We start from the raw sequence: 21,045 nt of genomic DNA on the forward strand, positions 1-21,045 counted from the left end.
TTGATATTTGCTTTTGTGGCACTGAAGGCTTTTGGTTATATCCGACCTATTTTTAAAGATAGAGGAAAGATAAATGCGGAAGTAAAGGGAAGATTGACAGAGACTTTGAATGGAATTCGTGTTATCAAAGGTTTCAATGCAGAGGAGCAAGAAAGTAAGTCTTTTGAAAATGGTGTTGAGCGCATCTTTTTAAATGTAAAGAAAAGTTTGACTGCTACAGCTTTGATCACAAGTTCCTCCACTTTTCTGTTAGGTTTAGCTTCTGCTGGAATTATGGGAATAGGTGGTTATTTTATGATGGATAATACCATGACCTATGGAGAGTTTATTTCCTTTACTTTGTTTTTAGGGTTTATGATTGCACCCATAGTCCAAATGAGTAATATTGGAAGTCAATTGACAGAGGCAATGGCAGGATTGGATAGAACTCAAGAATTGATGCAGATGGAGGAGGAAGATAATCCCGAGCAAAGAACAGTTGTACTAGAGGGGATTGAGGGTGAAATAGATTTTGAAAATGTTTCTTTTAGTTATGAAGAAAATAAAGAGGTGTTACATGGTATTAATTTTTCTGCAAAAGCGGGTTCTGTAACCGCTTTAGTAGGATCTTCTGGTTCCGGAAAATCTACCATTGCTGGTTTGGCCGCAACTTTTTTAAACCCAACTTCGGGGTTGGTAAAACTGGACGGAATTGATATGTCTACTGTCAATCTAAGTAGCTTTAGAAAGTATTTAGCGGTTGTTTTACAGGATGATTTCTTATATGAAGGAACGATTAGAGAAAATATATTATTCCCAAAGCCAGATGCTACCGAAGAGGAATTGTTAGCGGCAGTAAAAGGAGCGTATGTAAATGAGTTTACAGATCGTTTTGATGAAGGATTGGAAACTGTGATAGGGGAAAGAGGAGTAAAGCTTTCTGGAGGACAAAGACAGCGTATCTCTATTGCTAGAGCTATTTTAGCAAATCCAAAAGTGATTATTTTAGATGAAGCTACTTCTAATTTAGATACCCAAAGTGAAAGTTTTATCCAGAAGAGTTTACAAGAGCTAATGAAAAACAGAACGACTTTTGTAATTGCCCATAGACTGAGTACTATTCAAAAAGCGGATCAAATTTTAGTGATTGAAAAAGGAAATATAGTGGAATCAGGAAAACATCAAGAACTTATAGAAAAAGAAGGTAGGTATTTTGAATTGTTTACCTATCAAAGTAGGATATAAAATAAAGAGGTTTTACGTAGGGTAAAACCTCTTTTTTTAATCTCTTATTCCATCATAAATAAGTACTTTATCCCATAAAGGACTTGCCTCGTTTATAAAATCAATATGTGCTTTTTCTACTTGGTATGCGTCATGTCTTTCTTTTGAAGTGAATCCGACAGTTAGTTTAAAGCTAAAGGAATCGTCAACCACATCTCTTTCTGCTTTCGGTGATGTCCCGTAAAAAGATAGATCTACATATTTTGAGTCTTCAATAAATTTCTTTAAGCTGTTTTCAAAATTGTTGGCGTCCTTTTCAGGTTCTTTTAACCAAAATAAAACGGTGTGTAAAAATTTGATAGATTTCATATCAAGTTGTTATTTAGTGTTATAGGTGAAATTATGTTCTTTAGCGATAGCATTAAATGCCTCTAGATTATTTTTTTTATCCATGTTCGCATAAATCGAATCAATTAAACTGTTGGCTTTTTTGATTTCAGTTGTACTTGTCTCCGGAAAAAATTTGAGTGCCATAATACTATGTAGTAGGGCAGCTTCGTTAATTTCATCTCTAAATTCTGTTTTTGCCAAGCCGTAGTAACCTTGTGGCATTTGAGGGAAATAGGTTGTAAGTGTACTAAAATAAACAGAAGCATCTTTGTTGTCTTCCAAATCGTAGTAGACTTCTCCTAAATTAAATAAGGCAACGTCTCCTTCAGGAAGAATTTTTAAAGAGGATTTAAAAGTTTTGATTGCTTTCTTTTGTTCATCATTTTTAATGTATGCAATACCTAATTTATCCAAGGCCATTACAAAATTCTCATCCAATCTAATTGCCTTTCTGTAGGCACTTATTGCAGAAGAATGTTTATTTTCAGTCATTAATTTGTCGCCTTTGACTAAATTAAATGTAGCTTCTTTATTAGCAGATGGTATGTAGGTTATGTATTTTTTATATTCAGATCTTTTAGTGGTAAGAGTACTACAGTTTTTAGTTAGTAAGGCGAATACATTTTTGTATTTTTCTCTTAGTTCCTCAATAGAAACTTTTGGTTTTAATTCAGGGTGTTTTTGTTCAATTTCAAACTTTGCTTGTAAAATACATTTTTTCATCCCTTTGTCTATATCCTCTTTTATGTCAATGTCTTGGATATAGGTACAGCTTAACTCTGCAATTTTCTCTTCGTATTCTTGTGCAGACAAGTTATTACAAACAAAAAATAACAGTATTGGGATAATGAGTTTCATAAGTGAATCTTTGGCTTTTACTTTAAGACATTAAACATACAAAAATAAAAGGCTTTTTTACACTTAACATTATTCTTTTATGAATTCTTTGTAATGGCTATAGCGCTCATAAATTTGACTCACATAATTATAGGGTTCAATTCCTCTGACATAACCATAATTTACAACGGGATCAGAGAAGTATTTTTTATGACTTAGATCTAGGATCATTTTTTCAACATTTCCGTCCCAGATATCTTTGTCTAAACCTCTTTTTGTGGCCAGTTTTTGAGCATCTAATACATGATAATATCCACAGTTGTAAGAGGCCATCGCTAATTTCTGTCGTTGCGTTTCATCTTCCGCTTCTTCAAATTTATTATAGAGCGAAGCAAGGTATTTAGTTCCGCCTTGTACACTGTGTTTTGGGTCAGATCTATTAGGTACACCTAACTCTTTTGCGGTTGAGGGCATTATCTGCATCAAACCACCTGCGCCGGCCCAGGATTTTGCTTTCGGGTCAAATCTAGATTCCTGATAAATTAGAGAGGCCACTAAGCGCCAGTCCCAACCAAGTTTTTCAGATTCTGTTTTTATCAACTCATCATAAACACTAATTTTATTAGTATTGATGCTATAAAAACTGCTTTTAATTCTTTTTTTAAAGTCCTTTTTGTTTTTAAAGTATTTGTTGTAGATGACATAATAATCCACGTTTTTCTTAGACTTTTTAAGCCATTTGTTTAATTCGCTAAGTAATTCAGTAGATTCTTTTCGTGTTGCCCAAGCGGTTCTTTGGGAAAAACTAATAGGAACGTCAATGTCCAAGATAGGGTAGTAGGACGCCATTATTTTTGCAATATTATCATCGGCAACAGTATATTTTATTTTTCCTTCTGCAACCATTTTTATGATTTCATCCGTAGTAAGCTCACCACTAAGCGTATCGATGTGTATGGTGCCTCCTAATTCAGATGATAAATTAGCTAGTCTTTCTCTGTATGATGTTTCTGCTCTTACAGATACAGTATCATCCAAAAGTTCCATAGGATCGTGAATTACGGAACGTTCTAGGGTACTCCATTTTAAGGATCTCCAGTTGTTTGGTTTTTTTTGAACCAATACCTGTTTGGTTAGATAGATATAATCAGAGAAATTTATAAGTTCTTTTCTTTCATTCGTAACCGTCAAACCATGTGCCATCAAATCAACTTTACCGCTTTGAAGATTTGGAATTAGGTTGTCAATGTCATTAGCTACCACAATTTCTAAACGCACCCCAAGATGTTCTGCAAAACGTTCTAGCAACTCGTATTCAAAGCCCATTGTTTTTCCTCTGTAAAGAAAATAACTCGTAGCACTGTAGGTTGTAGATACTCTAAGTACACCAGACTCCTTAATGTCTTTGAAATTCCTTTTTTTATAGATGATAGGTGCTTCTTTAGTAGTTTTGATCTTCGATGCTATTTCATTTTTTTTAGTTTTTTGCTCATCTGAACCGCAGGAGGATATGATGATGAATAAAGAAATAATAAAAAGTCTTTTCATAAAATGATGGTGGTTTGGTCAGACGTAAAATACAACTATTTTTTTGTGATTACAATGAGAGTTTGTCCTCTATTTTAGTAACATTTCTTTTTAAAAATTTGGGTGAATTTATTCTAATACCAAAAAATAAATTATAAAATACTCTGGTTTCAGTGTTTGTGGCAGTGGTGTGCTGTTGTTTGTAATTTGTATCTGATACTGTTGCAAAGAGCCCACTATAAAACTTTTTGCCATTATAGCCCAAGCCAAGTTTTCCTTGCCATTGCGTAAGTAAGTTGTTTTGATAAGTTATAGAGTTGTCATTAGCGCTTCTTGTGGTTAGCTTGGTGTGTATATTTCCAATACTGACTAATGCTCCAACGCTAGTGTAAAAATTTTCTTTCAAAACAAAGTTGTAAGCATATCCTGGACCGATGGTAAATTCTAGATTGTTTGATTTTTGAGTATTTATATTTGCTGATTGATCATCTAGCATGTAGTTTCTTACTTTTAGAACAGGAATAAAACTCCCAGTACTTTTCAGTTGTCTTTCCATATGAGAAGTTATACTTCTGTAGGAGAATTTTGAGTTTTGAATAAATCCGGTTTCAATTTCGTAGGCAGTATAATGTAAGTCTGGAAATTGAATAAAATTATTTTCGGAGATATTAGTGAAATCAGAGCTGTTTTTAAGATAATAACCTTGGATATTTGAGTATTGTAAGGTTGCGAACCAGTGTGTTAAAACAAATTTAATTTTTAAGTTGAAGGATTTGGTTTTTCCTTTGGATTCGTTGTCATCATTGTTAGGAAATAACTTTGGAGCGAATTGAAAGCCAGCCAAAATAAATTTATAATTCAACTGAATTCGGTAATTGGTTCGGATGTTAGGGGAAATTTCATACGTGACACCATTTGTTTTTACCTTAAAAATCTCATATTCATTATTAAATGAATTTTCAATTGCTAGTTTATCACGCATTTTTTCAATATATCCATCTTCTACAATAACGCTGGTGGAATCTATTTGTCCAAAGCAGTTCACAACAATCGTTAAAAACGGTATCAAAAAAATAAATCCTTTTTTATTATGTAGCATCATTGTTTATAAAATACTTATGCTCCTAATTTTTGTATTTCGTCAGATAAAAAAAGGCTACTTTCTAATTTAGAATTGGCAACTTCAATCATGGCGCTGGCAACAGTAATTGTTTTTATGGCTCTGTATTTTTTTAAACTCCCCAAAAATAAAAAGTTAGTTGCCTTCATAAAACTAGCTCCAATAGATTCAAGTATTCGAGTTTCTTTAGAATTTCTGATGAGTAAAGAAGGTCTAAAAATATAGGTGCTGGCAATTTTGAAGTTTGAAATGCTTTCTTCCATTTCCCCTTTTGTCCTTGTGTAAAAAGCATTGCTTTTACTATTGGCTCCCATAGAGGACATGACTAAAAATTTTGGGATCTTATTTTGTTTGGCGATTTTTGCCGCTGTTACAGGAATCCCAAAGTCAATTTTTCTATAAATACTTTCATCGGGAGTTTGTTTTTTTGTGGTTCCGATACAGCAAAATACTTCGTCCGCAGTAAATTCTTCAATTTGTTTTTCTAGCTCAAAAAGATTCCCTAAATATTCTTTGATTTTCGGGTGGTTGATTTTACAGGAGCTTCTAGAAAAAAGTTTGATGCTATCATACCTTTTGTCAAGTAATAAAAGTCTTAACAGATGATTTCCTGTGGCTCCTGTAGCTCCAATAATTATAGCCGTCTTTCCCATATATTCAACGATTGTTGTATTTATTGCTATGGGAAAGATAACTATTAACATTGAGATAATCACAATGTTGTTTATAGTGCCCAATTTTATTTATCCAAGAGTTTTTTAGAATCAATTAAATAATATGCAAAACTCGAATGTAAATAAAAGTATTTATAGTATTTGAATTGGTTTGCTTGCGTTTATTTGGAAAATAATAGATCCAGAATAAATGCTTGTTTGAACGTAATGTGAAGTGAGATTTTTTTAAATAATCGTAATTTTTATTGTGATATAAAGGTTTCCTTCGAGTTCTATTTTCAATATGTATATTCCCGGTTTACAGTTGTTTAAAGGGAATTCTTTTTGATCTCCAAGTCTGTTAAAAACCAGTTGACCATGTATAGTAAACAATGTGATCTCTTCAATTGTAGCAAAGGTGCTAATTTTGAGTATCTCTTGGTTGTTTATTGGCTGTGGGTATACCACAAGTTTTACTTTTTCAGTTCTTTTAGGTATTCCCAACTCACTACCATCAATAATGATAGATTCAAAATCATCCACATAAATGTTTCCACTTAAGTTTCCTAACCATAATTCTAGATGTGTCATATAGGTAGACATGTAAGTAACATCTTGAAAAACCACTGTTATTTTTTTCCAGTCTCCATTTGCACTGATGTAATTTTCTCCCTGAGGGTCGCCTACAACAATTTGAGATGTAGCAATGGTTCCTTGATTGGCGTCTTTAAAAATTAATTTTATTCGGTCTTGTGCACCATTATCTTGGTCTTGATCAACTTTTATCCAGAAGGAAGTGGTGATCGCAATGTTTGAATTTGTGAATTCAGGACTGTATTCGAATGCTGTATCACTCAGTAAAACCGCTTTATTTTGATTTGTTTTATTGTCAACCCCATCCCAATTCACATTCGGTCCAACGAGTGTATAAGCGTTATCGCCGCTATGCACAATGTTTGAGGTAATGCTACCATATATTCCGGTCCCAGTGGTGTCCCAATACAACCCTGCATCATCATGTTCAAAATTATGATGGTTGATAAATCCACTTGAATATTCGTTTTCTATCGGTGGTGGAATCCCACCTTCAGGCCAGGTCCATGGGTAAAGAGTGGGTGTGAAATCTATTCCAGGAATCCATTTTTCTCCATTATACTCATAGGCTCCTCTATCTGGAGCGGCTCCTTCGAATCCTGCAGTAATATCAACGACTAAACTACTATATACAGGTGATGTTATTTCCAGTCCTTGTTCTATTAATGAGCTGCTCGATGCTTTTGGTCTAAAATCGTATAATGATCGGTTTTCAATTACTTTATTTTCGTTATAAACAACGGAGGTGTTTGTTAGTAGTCCACTAATCAATTGGTCGTTATTATCGTTTACACCAGCATACGTGTTATTTGACTGAACACCAGGAAATGTATTTACTTGAGTCCTGTGATTTGAAATTCTATCTGCTGCATTGTTACGGGTAATAGTTTGCATGTTTGTGGTAAGTCCGCCACCAATATCCTCTTCCAAAATATTAATATCGATTTTTAGATTATCAAAGCAAGTATTGTTGTAAATTTCTTGTTATTCTCCTTTGATCATCATACCAATTCCTCCTGAATTATGTGCAGCATCACCTAAATTCCATATTACATTATGATGCGCTAAGCCTTTGATTCCTGCGTCACCAGAATTTCCTACTTCTGCATCAAATCTAAATCCGTATTTGCCTGTGTCATGCAACCAATTGTATGCTGTTTCAGAGCCTTCCACAATATTTTTAGTGATTTGTACAATGGAACCATCGCTTTGAGCTAATCCAGTGTTTGAGATGTCATTATATCTGATTTTTGCGGCATCTCCCAGGTTAAGTGTCGCTGAAGCTCCTGTAGTATGAATAATATTATTGTCGAAGATAAGGTTAGAACCCGTACAATATATACTAAGTCCAATTCCTTGAATTTCAGCACATGAATAATCAATATGATGAAAATAGTTGTTAAGTACTTGGTGATTGTTTCCCGATAGTATCAATCCTTCTCCATCGGTATATTCAAATACATTTCCGTCAAACACGCAATTGCTACTCCCAAAATTTGTCAATGAGCCTGTAGATAAACTTTGGTCAATACTTGTTACCAAAGGAGGCGTTTTTACTCCTAACATTCTTTTTGAACAATTGGGAAAACTAAAAACATTATCTAGGATTTGTATTCCTTGACCATTTTGAATACGGACTGTAGTAGCAAAAAACTTGATATCTGAAACAGTTACATTTTCTGCGTTTGTTATGTCTATCGCATAGGATTGTGTTTTTCCTTTAATGGTTGCGGCTTCCAAATCGGATCCGTCACCAGTTGCGCTCCAAGCATAAATGTATCTCTGGTTGCCTTCTTTGGCAAAAAACCACTCGTTGGAAGCATCTAAAAATGACAATTTTCCTTCCAAAAAATAATAATGTTCTTTAGTTTTATAGCTACTTACACTTTCATAGGTAAACGTTTTATTTGTTACATTAGAAGTAACGGACTTTACATAGGTTCGAAAAGATCCAACGTTTGCAATGATCAGTGCATCTTGAATTGGTCCAATGGAAGTTATGTCTCCCACAGAAAGTTCTGTTTTATCCACCATGGTTCCATTTGATCCTGTACTAGCATTTCCTTGTGCCCAGTTTTCGTTTTCATAAATGGCATTGTTCTCAAAACCTGTATTTGGCCAACGTGCCATCACCTTTTCTTCATTGTTTATAAACAACTGCCAAATATCTTGTGATACTGCTGTTTTATAGATGTTTCCTTCATGTTGGGTCCAAGTGGTTGAGATGGTAGTGGTTCCATCAAATACAGCATTGGAATTGTTATAAGTTCTTAAATGAATACCATTTTTCTCAATAGTAACTTCTTCGGTATAGATTCCTTCTAATAAATATATAGTTCCGCCTTCATTTGAGGTAAATCCTTGAAGAGCTTTCTCAATTGTTCTGTATGGAGTGTTGCTGCTGAGTCCATCATTAAGTGAATCGTCTCCTAATTGAGTGGGGGATACGAAATATGTTTTTTGTGCTTCAATTTGAGCAGAATAGATGAATATTAGTAAGTAGATTAGTTTGATGATTTTTTTCATTTATAGTTGATTTGGTTGTCATCAAAAATAAAAGAATGTAGAATCCGTTTTGTGTCGTAATAGCACATTTTATGCAAAAAATAACACAGTAAACTTTTGCTATGCATTTAGGTTTCTTGTGCTAGAGTCAGCATTTATTATTAGCAATTTGGTGTAACGAGTAAATTGATATTTTTCTTTTTTTGTAATAAGAGTCTGGTTCTCTAAATGAAATTTGATACTGTTAAAACTGATTATATGAGCTTAGAAAAGACAATAAATTAATAAGGAAGGTTAGATTCATTGATGAGATTATGCTTAGACAATCTTTTGGATAAATAATTTACAGTATTATTTAATCATTGCATTGTAAAGAATTTCTACAGGATGTTTTGCCGTTTTATCAACTCCATCTTTTATTTGATGTCTACAACTAGTTCCAGAAGCAGCTATGATCACGGAACTGTCTAATTTTCTTAGTTTAGGAAATAAGGTATCTTCTCCTATCTGCATACTGATATCATAATGTTCTTCTTCGTAACCAAAAGAGCCTGCCATACCACAACATCCCGTATTTAAAATAGTTACTTTGTAATTTTTTGGAAGGTTTAAAATATGAAACACAGGAGAGGTAGAACTCAAAGATTTTTGATGACAATGGCCATGTATTTTTACTGTTTTTTCTTCTTTCGTAAAAATTTCATGAGACAAAATATTTTTTTCAATGCAGCTAGCTAAAAATTCTTCAATGGTGAAGGTGTTTTCAGAAATTTGTGCTGCTTTATCTTTGTCATTTGCCAATCGTTGGTATTCATCTCTAAAAGTTAGAATAGCGGATGGTTCAATTCCAATAAGGGGTGTTTCTTTGGAAATTAGCTTTTGGAAAATTTCAATATTTTCTTCTGCTTTTTCTTTGGCGAAAGAGAGTAAGCCCTTGGAGATGGCGCTTCTTCCAGACTCTGCATGATTGATGATTTTTGGTTCATAGCCTAGTCGTGTCAATATTTTTAACGTTGCAATACCAGCCGAAACATCAAAATAATTGGTGAACTCATCACAAAAAACGTAAACGGAGCCAATTTTATTAGAAGGAAAATATAAGGAGTCTTTATTCTTTTTATAATGACTCAGAAGCGTTTCTTTGTTTATCTTAGGAAGTTCTCTGTTTTTACTAATTCCCAAGATGTTTTTTACAAAATTTTTATTCAATAAATAATTTGTAATCCCAGGTACGATGCTTCCTAGTTGGTTGTATTTTTCATTATAAGCGAAAAGCTTTGTCCTCAAACTAGGAGAATTACTTTTGTAATATTGGTGTAAAAATTCTGCTTTTAGAACAGATACGTCTACGTTACTTGGGCATTCACTAGTACATCCTTTACAGTTCAAACAAAGGTCAAAGGCTTCATATAATTCTTGGTGATTGAATTTGTTGGTGTGATCACTATTGGTTAAGAATTCTCTTAGAGCGTTCGCTCTTGCGCGTGTGGTGTTTTTCTCATCTCTCGTAGCGCGGTAACTTGGACACATGGTACCACCGGCTTCCGCCGATTTTCTACAATCTCCAGATCCGTTGCATTTTTCAGTCAAACGCAATATTCCTTGATTGTCAGAAAAATCTAAGAACGTTGTGATTGCTGGCTCTTTTCTTTCAGGAATATACCTTAAATCAGTATCCATGGAGAAAGAATCAATAATTTTTCCAGGATTAAGAATGTGATTCGGGTCAAAGGTTGATTTTATTCTTTTTAAAATTTCATAGTTTTTATCACCAATCATCAAAGGAATAAATTCCGAGCGAACTATCCCATCACCATGTTCACCGCTAAAGGAACCGTTATATTTTTTTACCAATTTAGCCGTAGCAGTGGTAATTTCTCTAAATAGTTTTACGTCTTCCTTTTTCTTGAGATTTAAAATTGGGCGTAGGTGAATTTCCCCAGCACCGGCATGAGCATAATAAACAGCTTGTTGTCCATATGCATCCATCATTTTGGTGAATTCAGATATATAAACCGGTAAATCCTCCAACACAACTGCGGTGTCTTCAATACAAGCAACAGCCTTTGGATCTCCAATAATATTTCCTAACAATCCAAGTCCAGCTTTTCTTAGTTCATGTACTTTTTGAATTTCAGTACCATGTATTTTAGGGAAATGATACCCAAAATTATTTTGCTTCAAATCAGAAATAAGAGCATCCGCTAACTTTTCAGTCTCCTCTGGTGAATCTGAAGCTACTTCTAGCATTAAAATTGCTTCTGGATCTCCTTTTAAAAAGAATCTGTTTTTTTTCTGGTCTGCATTGTTCTTGGTACAGTCAAGAATAATTTTATCCATCAGTTCGCAATTGTACAGCTTATGTTTCATTACGGTAACTACAGCTTCAAGACTTTCTTGAATACTTTCAAAGTGTGCTCCAATCATTATGTTATGCGTAGGAGGTAGGCGGTCTAGTTTAAGAGTAATCTCTGTGGTAAAAGCTAGCGTTCCTTCACTTCCGCAGAGTAACTGAGCCAAATTGATGTTTTTTTTGTCTCCTCCAAATAATTCAGATGCTAACAATAAGTCAACCGCATAACCCGTGTTTCTGCGGTGAATTTCTTTTTTTGGAAATTCTTTATGTATTTGTGCTTGCTGTTCTTTGCTACTTAGTTCTTCGAATATGTTTTTATATATACGTCCTTCCAGAGAATTCTCCTTGGTTTTTAAGAGAAATTCTTTGGTATTTAGTTCCTTAAAAACAATTTTACTTCCGTCGCTAAGGATGGTTTTTAATTCGACGATTTTATCTCTTGTAACTCCATATCTAATGGAAGTTGTTCCGGATGAATTGTTACCAACCATACCTCCAATCATACATCGGTTAGAGGTAGAGGTATTTGGACCAAAGAACAGGCCAAAAGGTTTTAAGTATCTGTTTAGATCGTCTCTAATAACTCCAGGTTGTATCGTAACGGTTTGTTCATTTTCGTTAAAAGAAATAATCTTATTCAGGTATTTTGATGTATCGACTACAATTCCGTCGGTTACACATTGACCCGCCAAAGAAGTTCCTGCAGTTCTGGGAGTCAGCCCAATTTTATGCTTATTTGCAAAGGATAATAATTCAATAATATCAGATTCCTCTTTGACGATACTAACCGCTGAAGGTTTTTTTCTGTAAACGGATGCATCGGTTGCATAAATACTTTTGTACAGTTCGTCTGTGAAAAACTCACCTTTTAGTTTTTTGCGTAATGGATTGAAGTATTCTTCTGTTGGCATAAATAAGATATAAGGACCATGTAATTATCGAAAGTAAAATTAATTATATAATTGAATTTAAATTCGATTTAGGCAAAAGTTTCTTTAAAATGATTTAGGATTTTACGGCATTTTGATTCCTATTGAAAAATAATATTTTTTTATTAGTCTAAATGATTCACTCTCAAAGATTAACAAGTTATCTAGGTTTAGACCTGAAAAAAAACCAATAGAAACGCTTGTTTATCTAAATATAGGTGCTATATTTGCAACCGCTAAGGGCAATTAGCTCAGTTGGTTCAGAGCACCTCGTTTACACCGAGGGGGTCGGGGGTTCGAATCCCTCATTGCCCACCAAGTTTAAAAGACCTACACATTGTGTAGGTCTTTTTTTTGTCCCTTTTTTTGTTTTTTTAATTTCCTTTCCAAATCTTGGATTTCCTATGAAATTAAGTATTGTTTAACACTAGCTTACTTACTCATTTAGGCACGATGTTTGTATCTTTGATGGCTTACATTAAAAATAATTTAATTGTTGTATTTTGTTTGATACAAAAGTTAAAATTAGTCTTACTTAAAACGTACATACTACTTCATGGGAAAATTTAGATTCGTTATTCTTGGAATTGTAATTCTAGCACTTTCAATATGGGCTTACGAAGGTTTCATAAATAGCAATAAAGAGAAAAAAAGAGTTTTAACGAAGGTTGAAAAAACGGTATTTACAGAGGTTGTTCAAAACTCAGAAATTCCAATTATTATTAAAGAAAAAGGAAGTTTGCGCTCCAAAGATCGTGTGGTGTTGTATTCTGAAGTCCAAGGGGTTTTAGAGAATTCAAAAAAAGAATTTAGAGTAGGGGTTGCTTTTAAAAAAGGAGAAACGCTTTTGGCGATTAATAGCGACGAACATATTGCTACTTTAAAAGCACAGAAAAGTATTTTTCAAAATTTGATTGTGTCAATTATGCCAGACTTAAGAATGGATTATCCGGATTCCTTTGAAAAATGGGTGAATTATTTAAATAATTTTGATGTTGACAAAAGAATTAAGGACATTCCAGAACCTTCTTCGGATAAAGAAAAATATTTTATCACAGCTAAGGATATTTATACAACATATTACAATATCAAAAATTTAGAAGTTCGTTTAGAGAAATACAATTTAAAAGCTCCATTTGATGGGGTTATTACGGAGGTTAATGTAAACGAAGGTGCCTTGGTTCGTCAGGGGCAGATCATGGGAGAGTTTATCAATACGGATACCTATGAATTGACCCTTTCTGTAAATGCGAGTTTGGCCAATGATATTAGAATTGGGAAAAAAGTGGAGCTAACAAATTTGACTGAAACCATAAAGGTTACAGGGAAGGTAGTTAGAATTGGAGGAAAAATAGATTTAAGCAGTCAAACCTTAGATGTTTTTATAGAAGTAAACGGTAAAAACCTTAGAGAAGGTATTTACCTAGAAGCGGAGGTTACTGCTAGAGGAGTTCCAAATTCATATGAGATTCCAAGAAATTTATTGATAAAAAAAGAACATGTGTTTGTCTTTCAGGATTCCATTATTAAAAGAATACCTGTGACTCCAATATATTACAAAAGAAACTCGGTTATTGTAAAAGGAATACCTGATGGTACAGATTTAATAGCGAAACCTGTATTGGGAGCCTTTGACGGAATGCCAGCCAAGAAATATAATACTTCCAAAGAGTAACAGGTATGAAAAAATTAATTTCTTATTTTATAAAATACCCCGTCTCTGTAAATATCATTATCATCGCCTTTGTTTTGTTGGGGATTTTGGGATATTCCAATTTAAATTCATCTTTTTTTCCTTTATCGGATTCTGATCAAATATCAGTAAATGTAGCGTATCCAGGTGCTTCCCCTTTAGAAATGGAAGAAGGAGTTGTATTGAAAATTGAAGACAATTTAAAAGGAATCGTTGGTATCGATAGAATTACATCTACTTCAAAGGAAAATTCTTCCTCTATTTCTATTGAAATCATCAAGGGCTATGATATCAATGTAGTTTTAGCGGATGTTAAAAATGCAGTAGATAAAGTGCCTAATTTCCCTACTGGAATGGAACCGCCGGTGGTGGCAAAAGTGGAGCGTATTAGGGAAACGATCAGTTTTGTAATTACAGGAAATGACATCCCCTTAAAATCACTAAAAACCTTCTCAAGGGAAATTGAAAATGATTTGAGGAGAATGGATGGTGTTTCACAAATTTCAATTACGGGCTTCCCAGAGGAAGAAATAGAAATTGCAGTTAGTGAAAGTGCATTACGTGCTTTTGATTTGACTTTTGCTGATGTTGCACAAGCTGTTTCAAAAAATAACATTCTTACTTCAGGTGGATCTGTTAAAACTAGTTCAGAGGAGTTTTTAATTCGTGCCAAGAATAGATCGTATTATGGAATTGATATGAATTCTATCGTGGTAAGAGCAGACCAAAATGGAAGGGTGATTCGATTGAAAGACATTGCTGAGGTTTCAGATAGATGGAATGAATCCCCGAATAGATTGTATTACAACGGAGATTTATCTGTGAAAGTTCGTGTGGATAATACCAATAGTGAAGATTTAATTGGGACTGCAGAAAAAGTTAACGAATATATTGAAGAGTTCAATCTAAGACACGATAATGTGGAGCTTGTAGTGGCTAGAGATTCTTCAATCACCTTGGTAGAGAGAACCAAATTATTATTTACCAATGCTTGGCAAGGAATGTTGTTAGTATTGTTGTTTTTATCGCTCTTTTTACGACCTCGTTTGGCCTTATGGGTTGCAGCAGGATTGCCCGTTGCCTTTTTTGGGATGTTTATGTTGGCGGGCTATTTTAACGTTACCATCAATGTGTTGTCTCTTTTCGGGATGATTATTGTAATTGGTATTTTGGTGGATGATGGAATTGTGATTTCAGAAAATATTTACCATCATTATGAACAAGGTAAAAACCCTGTTCGTGCCGCCATAGATGGTACAATGGAAGTAGTACCACCTATCTTTTCGGCAATTTTCACTACTATTTTGGCCTTTTCTGTATTCTTTTATCTTGATGGTAGGTTAGGAGAATATTTTAGTGAGGTCGCAACCGTAGTTGCTCTAACGCTTGTGGTTTCTTTGGTGGAAGCTTTGATTATTTTGCCGGCTCACGTGGCACATTCGAAAGCTTTGGATAGAAATGAAAAAGTAAATGTAATTAATAAGCATGCAGAAAAGGTGATGGATTACATGCGTGATCGTATGTATGGACCTTCTTTGAAATTTGTATTGAAAAATAAATTCTTAGGAATTGTAATTCCAATAGCCTTGTTTATCATTACTCTAGGAGCTTTTAAAGGAGGATTGATTAGAGCCACATTTTTTCCAAACATTGCTAGTGATAGGGTTGCCATATCTTTACAAATGCCACAAGGTACAAATGAGAAAATAACGGACTCTATTATTGGTATGATAGAAGATAAAGTATGGGAGGTGAATGCTGAGCTTACAGCAAAACAGACCGGGAATCTATCTGTAGTAGACAACGTGATTAAAAGGTTGGGAGCAGGTACTTCAACGGCTTCTTTGAATGTGAATTTATTACCAGGACAAACAAGAGATTTTAATGCAATTGAGGTAGCCAATGCTTTCCGAACTGCAGTGGGACCTGTCTATGGAGTGGAGTCTTTGGTGTTTGGTTCAGGAGGTAGATTTGGTGGAAGTCCTATTTCTGTTTCATTATTGTCAAACGACATTGACCAGCTAAAACAAGCAAAAGAAGAATTAAAGCTAGATTTTACCAACAATCCTATTCTGAAAGATATTTCAGATAACGATCCACAAGGAATTAAGGAGATCAAGATAAAATTGAAAGAAAGTGCTTATCTGCTGGGGTTGACGTACCAAGATATTATGTCTCAAGTAAGAAGTGGATTTTTTGGATATCAAATTCAACGTTTTCAAAGAGGTCAGGATGAAATAAAAATCTGGGTGCGTTACAATAGAGAAGAACGTTCTTCAATTAAAAATTTAGACGATATGAGAATTGCCACACCAACTGGGGCTAAAGTGGCTTTTTCTGAGGTGGCGACTTATGAAATTGAACGTGGTGAAATTAAAATAAACCATTTGAATGGATTGAGAGAAATTAGAATTGAAGCTGATTTAAAAGATGATAAAGCTTCTGCTACGGAAGTGCTGCAAGAGATGAAATCTACCGTGATTGCTGATATGTTGGCTAAATATCCACAAGTCTCTGTTTTATACGAAGGACAGAATAGAGAGGCGGCAAAGGTGATGAGCAATATTCCAACAGTGGGAGGAATTATTTTACTGTTGATTTATATTGTTATCGTCTTTACGTTTAGATCTTATGGACAACCGTTTATGTTGTTGTTAATGGTACCGATTAGTTTTGTTGGTGTTGGTTGGGGACATTATATTCATAATTTCCCTGTAAACATGCTGTCCATGTTGGGTATTATTGCCTTGATAGGAATTATGGTGAATGATGGTTTGGTGTTGATTAGTAAATTTAATTCTTACTTAAAGGAGGGAATGTTGTTTGATGAAGCTCTGCATAAAGCAGGGAAATCTAGATTTAGAGCAATATTTCTGACTACTATTACAACTGTAGCAGGTTTGGTTCCTTTAATCTTTGAAACGAGTAGACAGGCTCAGTTTTTAATTCCAATGGCTATTTCTATTGCTTATGGAATCATCATTGCAACCTTTTTAACGCTATTAACGTTGCCAATATTATTGTCTTTCGCGAATTATGTGAAGGTGTATGTCAAGTGGTTTTTCTCTGGAGAAAAACCAACAAGAGAATCTGTGGAAAGAGCGATCAAAGAAATGGAATACGAACAAAAAGAAATAGAAATATGAGAAAAGAAAGGTTATTGATATTCGTTTTATTTCTTGCTGTGGTTTCTAATACATCAGCGCAAGATTTGCTTACCAAAGAAGAGGCTATATTGCAAACATTGGAGAACAATTATGATATCATTCTGACTGAAAACAGTCTGGAAACAGCTAAAAACAATGCAAGTTTGTATAACAGTGGTTATTTGCCAACATTATTTACCAATGCAAATGCTACTTATGATATAAATGATTCGGAAGCGACTCAAATCTCAGGGGATGTTATTCCGGCAAATGATTTGGAATCAAAAAACTTGAATGCTTCTGTTGGTATTAATTATACTCTGTTCAATGGTTTGGGTAGATATTATACCTATGGTAAATTGAAAGAAACCTATAACCTAACGGAATTACAGGCTAGGTCGGTTTTAGAAAACACATTGATTACCTTGTTTTCTGCCTATTATGAAGTTGCGAGATTGACGGAGAATCTGGATAATCAGAAACAAACCTTAGAGATATCGAAGGAGCGATTGAAAAGGGCTGTGTATGGTTCTGATTACGGTCAGAATACCAAGTTAGATGTGTTGAATGCTGAGGTTGATTTAAATAATGATAGTATTACTTATTTAGGTGTTCATAGGGAGTTGGCAAATGCTAAAAGAGATTTGAACATAGTATTGGGAGCTGATGTAAATAATGAAGTATCCGTCGATACAACGATTGTTTATTTGGACGATTTGTATTTAGAAAATGTTCTAGACAAATCAATTGAGAATAATGTAGATTATTTGCAAGCAGAAAAGGCTTTAGAATTAGGAGAATACGATGTTAAAATTAACAATTCTGGTTGGATGCCAAATGTAAGTTTGACGAGTTCTTATGCTTGGTCAAAAAATTATAGTGATCCTTTCAATCCTGACAATCCATTTAGTACAGTTGAACGTTATCAAAATGGTTTGAATGCTGGAGTTGGGTTGACATGGAACTTGTTTGATGGAGGAAGTACAACAACTCGTGTTAGAAATGCTAAAATAGCGGTAGACCGTTTAGAAACTCAAAAAGATCAGCAAGAAGAATTTTTAAAACGAGATGTAAATAATGCTTGGGAGATTTATCAAAATGCATTATTTACTCTAAAAGTTCAAAAAGTAAATGTAGAGACAAATAAATTGAACTTTGAGCGTTCTACGGAATATTACAAACTAGGTCAGATCAGTTCTATTGATTTCAGGTTGGCGCAAGTAAATTTGGTCAATGCAGAATTGACTTATAGCGCAGCTAAATATGCTGCGAAAACAGCAGAGCTTGTATTGCTTCAGTTAGCTGGAGAAATTATTGCGAACAAACAGTTTTAAGATGCCTAAAAAAGGAAAAGAAAAGAATACTAAAAACAAATCTAAGCATACAAAGTTGATGAATCGTAAGTTGAACAAACAACGAGAAGAAAAATTAACGAGGCAAAAGCGTTTAAAGGAGTTGGTTAAAAAACATAACGAACTTAAAAACGAAAAGGAATCATGAAAATTGTTGATTGTCCGTGCGGAAGAAATAAAATCTATCAGGATTGTTGTGCTTTGATTCATAAAAGTAAAAAAGAAGCAGAAACTGCCGAAGATTTGATGCGTTCTAGATATGTTGCTTTTGTTAAAGGGAATGGTCAATATCTTCAAAAAAGTCATCATCCTAAAACACGTCCCTCAAAAAAGGAAGCTATCGAGATAGAAGAGTGGGCTAAAAGTGTAGATTGGATAAAACTAGAGGTTTTGAACTCTACCAAAGGAACTTCAATAGATACAGAAGGAACTGTGGAATTCAAGGCATATTTTTATGAAAATTCAAGAGTGTCTATCATCCATGAAAATTCCTATTTCGAAAAGGTATCTGGTTTATGGAAATACAAATCTCAGCTGTAAAATATTCTTTATTGTTTTCTAGTTTTCGGGTACTTGAGTTTGTTTACAATTTTTTAGTAACTTTAAAAGACAAGCAATTCTAGAGTTGGCTATGAGGAATCTCTTTAAACTTTCTGTCTTATTATTTTTTACATCTTGTTTAAAAACAGAAGTTTTTAAAGAGAAAATGTTTTTTAAAGAATTACAAGCATACGAAGAAAACTTTGAGGATGAAATTAACTTTAAAAGATTTTGGAGTAACGGTTCTCAAAATATCAATTATACCAACTATTTTTTAGATAGACATTCCATTCGGTTGAAAACAACAGAAGGAACTGAGGAAAGAGTGAAGATAGTTTTCAATAAAACAAATCTATCTTTTGGAGAATACGATTGGCATGTATATGTTCCTAAAATGAAATTATATGAAAATTGTAGTATAGGTGCCTTTTTATATGCTGATAACGAACATGAGTTAGATTTTGAAATTGGTTCAGGAAGTAAAAAGGATAGAACCAAAGTAGGTGCAAATGATAATGAGCTTTTACTGTTCTGTAGTTCTCAAAAGAATCCTTACAAATCAAAAATTGAAAAAATAGATAGAGAACAGTGGTATAAGCTAACTCTTCGAATACAGCGTGGTAAGAACAACAAATATTTAGTAAAATGGTTGTTAAATGGTGTATTGTTGCAAGAGTTGCAACTGACATATGGAAAAAGACATAAGTTTGAGGCATACTGTAGCTTAGAAAATATTCATTTTATTGGAGACAAACCTACGACTCAAGATAATTACGTTTTATTTGATTATTTTAAATTTACCTCTTTAGATTGATGTAATTGATTGGTTTTTAGGTGTTAAAAAGTTTTTAAAGTCAGGATTATATAATTATTTTTTTCACTTTTATTTGAAACTAAAATTGTAAATTTGCACTTTATTTTTATAAACTGTAAATCTTAAAAGATGCAACGTGATCAAATCATCTTCGACTTAGTACAAGACGAAAAAGAAAGACAATTAGAGGGGTTAGAATTAATCGCTTCTGAAAATTTTGTTAGTGAGCAAGTAATGGAAGCACAAGGTTCTGTGTTGACTAATAAATATGCTGAAGGATACCCTGGAAAGCGTTATTATGGTGGTTGTGAAGTAGTAGATGTTGTTGAGCAAATTGCTATTGACAGAGCTAAAGAATTATTTGGTGCTGCTTATGTAAATGTTCAGCCTCATTCAGGTTCTCAAGCAAATGCTGCTGTTTTTTTAGCGGTATTAAATCCAGGTGATAAAATGTTAGGTTTTGATCTTTCTCATGGAGGTCACTTAACTCATGGTTCTCCCGTAAATTTCTCAGGAAAAACTTACAAGACTTCTTTTTACGGAGTTGAGGAAGAAACAGGTCGTTTAGACTATGATAATATTCAAAAAATAGCTTTAGAAGAAAAACCGAAAATTATTATTGCAGGAGCTTCTTCTTATTCTAGAGATATTGATTTTGCTCGTTTTAGAGAAATCGCTGATAGTGTAGATGCTTATTTGTTAGCAGATATTTCACACCCTGCGGGGATGATTGCAAAAGGTTTGTTAAATGACCCAATGCCTCACTGTCATTTTGTAACAACAACTACTCATAAGACTTTAAGAGGTCCTAGAGGAGGGATGATTATGATGGGACAGGATTTTGATAATAAAATGGGAATCACTTTAAAAAGTGGAAAATTACGTAAAATGTCAGGATTGTTAAATTCAGCTGTATTCCCAGGAATGCAAGGTGGACCTCTAGAGCATGTGATTGCTGCAAAGGCAATCGCTTTTGGTGAGGCATTGACAGATAACTTTTTACACTACCAAGTTCAAGTAAAAGAAAATGCTGCTGCTTTGGCCGCTGCTTTTGTAGCAAAAGGATATAAAATTATTTCAGGAGGTACTGACAATCACTGTATGTTGATTGATTTACGTAACAAAAACTTATCTGGTAAAGATGCTGAAGAGGCATTGGTAAAAGCGGATATTACGGTAAATAAAAACATGGTTCCTTTTGATGATAAATCACCATTTGTAACTTCAGGTATCCGTATTGGAGCTGCTGCAGTTACTACACGTGGATTGAAAGCTGATGAAATGTCAACAGTTGTTGATTTAATTGATGAGGTAATTGTGAACTTCGAAGACGAAGCTGTTTTAGAGGCAGTTGGAGAAAAAGTAAATAAATTAATGAGCGGAAGA

The 21,045-nt window shown here is 34.0% G+C and carries 16 protein-coding genes and 1 tRNA gene; 9 read left to right on the forward strand and 8 right to left on the reverse strand.

Going from position 1 to position 21,045, the window contains the following annotated elements:
• A partial coding sequence (locus P8H68_RS01335; protein ID WP_300320639.1) for an ABC transporter ATP-binding protein occupies nucleotides 1–1,224 on the forward strand: 1,224 nt, incomplete at its 5' end.
• Between the two features lie 36 nt (nucleotides 1,225–1,260).
• Here P8H68_RS01335 and P8H68_RS01340 read toward each other — a convergent pair.
• The 8 genes from P8H68_RS01340 to P8H68_RS01375 all read right to left on the reverse strand — a co-directional run bounded on the left by P8H68_RS01340 (nucleotide 1,261) and on the right by P8H68_RS01375 (nucleotide 12,096).
• Nucleotides 1,261–1,572: a Dabb family protein gene (locus tag P8H68_RS01340; protein WP_300320641.1), complete on the reverse strand. Its 312-nt coding sequence runs from the start codon at nucleotides 1,570–1,572 to the stop codon at nucleotides 1,261–1,263.
• A 9-nt stretch (nucleotides 1,573–1,581) separates the two neighbouring features.
• Nucleotides 1,582–2,451 (reverse strand): tetratricopeptide repeat protein, encoded by an 870-nt coding sequence (locus P8H68_RS01345; protein ID WP_300320644.1) that lies wholly within the window; start codon nucleotides 2,449–2,451, stop codon nucleotides 1,582–1,584.
• Nucleotides 2,452–2,520: 69 nt separating this feature from the next.
• Nucleotides 2,521–3,978 carry a transporter substrate-binding domain-containing protein gene (locus P8H68_RS01350; protein WP_300320646.1) on the reverse strand — a complete coding sequence of 486 codons (1,458 nt, stop codon included), beginning with the start codon at nucleotides 3,976–3,978 and terminating at the stop codon, nucleotides 2,521–2,523.
• A 49-nt stretch (nucleotides 3,979–4,027) separates the two neighbouring features.
• A complete protein-coding gene (locus P8H68_RS01355; RefSeq protein WP_300320648.1) occupies nucleotides 4,028–5,059 on the reverse strand; it encodes a DUF4421 family protein in 1,032 nt (343 codons plus the stop codon).
• Between the two features lie 14 nt (nucleotides 5,060–5,073).
• Nucleotides 5,074–5,730 (reverse strand): NAD(P)H-binding protein, encoded by a 657-nt coding sequence (locus tag P8H68_RS01360; protein WP_300320651.1) that lies wholly within the window; start codon nucleotides 5,728–5,730, stop codon nucleotides 5,074–5,076.
• A gap of 246 nt (nucleotides 5,731–5,976) precedes the next feature.
• Nucleotides 5,977–7,254: a T9SS type A sorting domain-containing protein gene (locus tag P8H68_RS01365; protein ID WP_300320654.1), complete on the reverse strand. Its 1,278-nt coding sequence runs from the start codon at nucleotides 7,252–7,254 to the stop codon at nucleotides 5,977–5,979.
• A 54-nt stretch (nucleotides 7,255–7,308) separates the two neighbouring features.
• Nucleotides 7,309–8,850, reverse strand: a complete 1,542-nt coding sequence (locus P8H68_RS01370) for a right-handed parallel beta-helix repeat-containing protein (RefSeq protein WP_300320656.1) — start codon at nucleotides 8,848–8,850, stop codon at nucleotides 7,309–7,311.
• 330 nt (nucleotides 8,851–9,180) lie between these two features.
• On the reverse strand, nucleotides 9,181–12,096 hold the full coding sequence (locus P8H68_RS01375) for an FAD-binding and (Fe-S)-binding domain-containing protein (protein WP_300320659.1): 2,916 nt from the start codon (nucleotides 12,094–12,096) through the stop codon (nucleotides 9,181–9,183).
• Between the two features lie 258 nt (nucleotides 12,097–12,354).
• Between P8H68_RS01375 and P8H68_RS01380 the strand changes: the two genes are divergently transcribed.
• The 8 genes from P8H68_RS01380 to glyA form a co-directional block, all read left to right on the forward strand.
• Nucleotides 12,355–12,432, forward strand: a tRNA-Val gene (locus P8H68_RS01380).
• Between the two features lie 238 nt (nucleotides 12,433–12,670).
• Nucleotides 12,671–13,789, forward strand: coding sequence for an HlyD family efflux transporter periplasmic adaptor subunit (locus P8H68_RS01385; RefSeq protein ID WP_300320662.1), 1,119 nt, complete (start codon nucleotides 12,671–12,673; stop codon nucleotides 13,787–13,789).
• Between the two features lie 5 nt (nucleotides 13,790–13,794).
• The gene (locus P8H68_RS01390) at nucleotides 13,795–16,953 is read left to right on the forward strand and encodes an efflux RND transporter permease subunit (protein WP_300320665.1); all 3,159 of its coding nucleotides are present in this window, start codon (nucleotides 13,795–13,797) and stop codon (nucleotides 16,951–16,953) included.
• Entirely contained in the window at nucleotides 16,950–18,287 is a 1,338-nt protein-coding gene (locus P8H68_RS01395) for a TolC family protein (protein WP_300320668.1), read from the forward strand. Before P8H68_RS01390 ends, P8H68_RS01395 begins: the two co-directional genes overlap by 4 nt.
• 1 nt (nucleotide 18,288) lies before the next feature.
• Nucleotides 18,289–18,453: a hypothetical protein gene (locus tag P8H68_RS01400; RefSeq protein ID WP_300320670.1), complete on the forward strand. Its 165-nt coding sequence runs from the start codon at nucleotides 18,289–18,291 to the stop codon at nucleotides 18,451–18,453.
• Nucleotides 18,450–18,845, forward strand: a complete 396-nt coding sequence (locus tag P8H68_RS01405) for a YchJ family metal-binding protein (protein WP_300320672.1) — start codon at nucleotides 18,450–18,452, stop codon at nucleotides 18,843–18,845. The genes P8H68_RS01400 and P8H68_RS01405 overlap by 4 nt, the downstream gene beginning before the upstream one ends.
• A gap of 166 nt (nucleotides 18,846–19,011) precedes the next feature.
• The gene (locus P8H68_RS01410) at nucleotides 19,012–19,659 is read left to right on the forward strand and encodes a hypothetical protein (protein WP_300320673.1); all 648 of its coding nucleotides are present in this window, start codon (nucleotides 19,012–19,014) and stop codon (nucleotides 19,657–19,659) included.
• Between the two features lie 129 nt (nucleotides 19,660–19,788).
• Nucleotides 19,789–21,045, forward strand: a 1,257-nt coding sequence (gene glyA / locus P8H68_RS01415; protein WP_300320675.1) for a serine hydroxymethyltransferase, incomplete at its 3' end; no start/stop codon positions are given.

This window comes from Flavicella sp., assembly GCF_029238425.1.
Taxonomy (GTDB): domain Bacteria; phylum Bacteroidota; class Bacteroidia; order Flavobacteriales; family Flavobacteriaceae; genus Flavicella.

Excerpts from the sequence above, each read along its gene's own strand:
- P8H68_RS01345 (WP_300320644.1), bottom strand. The coding sequence starts at position 2,451 with ATGAAACTCATTATCCCAATACTGTTATTTTTTGTTTGTAATAACTTG.
- P8H68_RS01355 (WP_300320648.1), bottom strand. The coding sequence starts at position 5,059 with ATGATGCTACATAATAAAAAAGGATTTATTTTTTTGATACCGTTTTTA.
- P8H68_RS01385 (WP_300320662.1), top strand. The coding sequence starts at position 12,671 with ATGGGAAAATTTAGATTCGTTATTCTTGGAATTGTAATTCTAGCACTT.
- P8H68_RS01400 (WP_300320670.1), top strand. The coding sequence starts at position 18,289 with ATGCCTAAAAAAGGAAAAGAAAAGAATACTAAAAACAAATCTAAGCAT.
- P8H68_RS01395 (WP_300320668.1), top strand. The coding sequence starts at position 16,950 with ATGAGAAAAGAAAGGTTATTGATATTCGTTTTATTTCTTGCTGTGGTT.
- P8H68_RS01350 (WP_300320646.1), bottom strand. The coding sequence starts at position 3,978 with ATGAAAAGACTTTTTATTATTTCTTTATTCATCATCATATCCTCCTGC.
- P8H68_RS01390 (WP_300320665.1), top strand. The coding sequence starts at position 13,795 with ATGAAAAAATTAATTTCTTATTTTATAAAATACCCCGTCTCTGTAAAT.
- P8H68_RS01405 (WP_300320672.1), top strand. The coding sequence starts at position 18,450 with ATGAAAATTGTTGATTGTCCGTGCGGAAGAAATAAAATCTATCAGGAT.
- P8H68_RS01375 (WP_300320659.1), bottom strand. The coding sequence starts at position 12,096 with ATGCCAACAGAAGAATACTTCAATCCATTACGCAAAAAACTAAAAGGT.
- P8H68_RS01340 (WP_300320641.1), bottom strand. The coding sequence starts at position 1,572 with ATGAAATCTATCAAATTTTTACACACCGTTTTATTTTGGTTAAAAGAA.
- P8H68_RS01410 (WP_300320673.1), top strand. The coding sequence starts at position 19,012 with ATGTTTTTTAAAGAATTACAAGCATACGAAGAAAACTTTGAGGATGAA.
- P8H68_RS01370 (WP_300320656.1), bottom strand. The coding sequence starts at position 8,850 with ATGAAAAAAATCATCAAACTAATCTACTTACTAATATTCATCTATTCT.
- P8H68_RS01360 (WP_300320651.1), bottom strand. The coding sequence starts at position 5,730 with ATGGGAAAGACGGCTATAATTATTGGAGCTACAGGAGCCACAGGAAAT.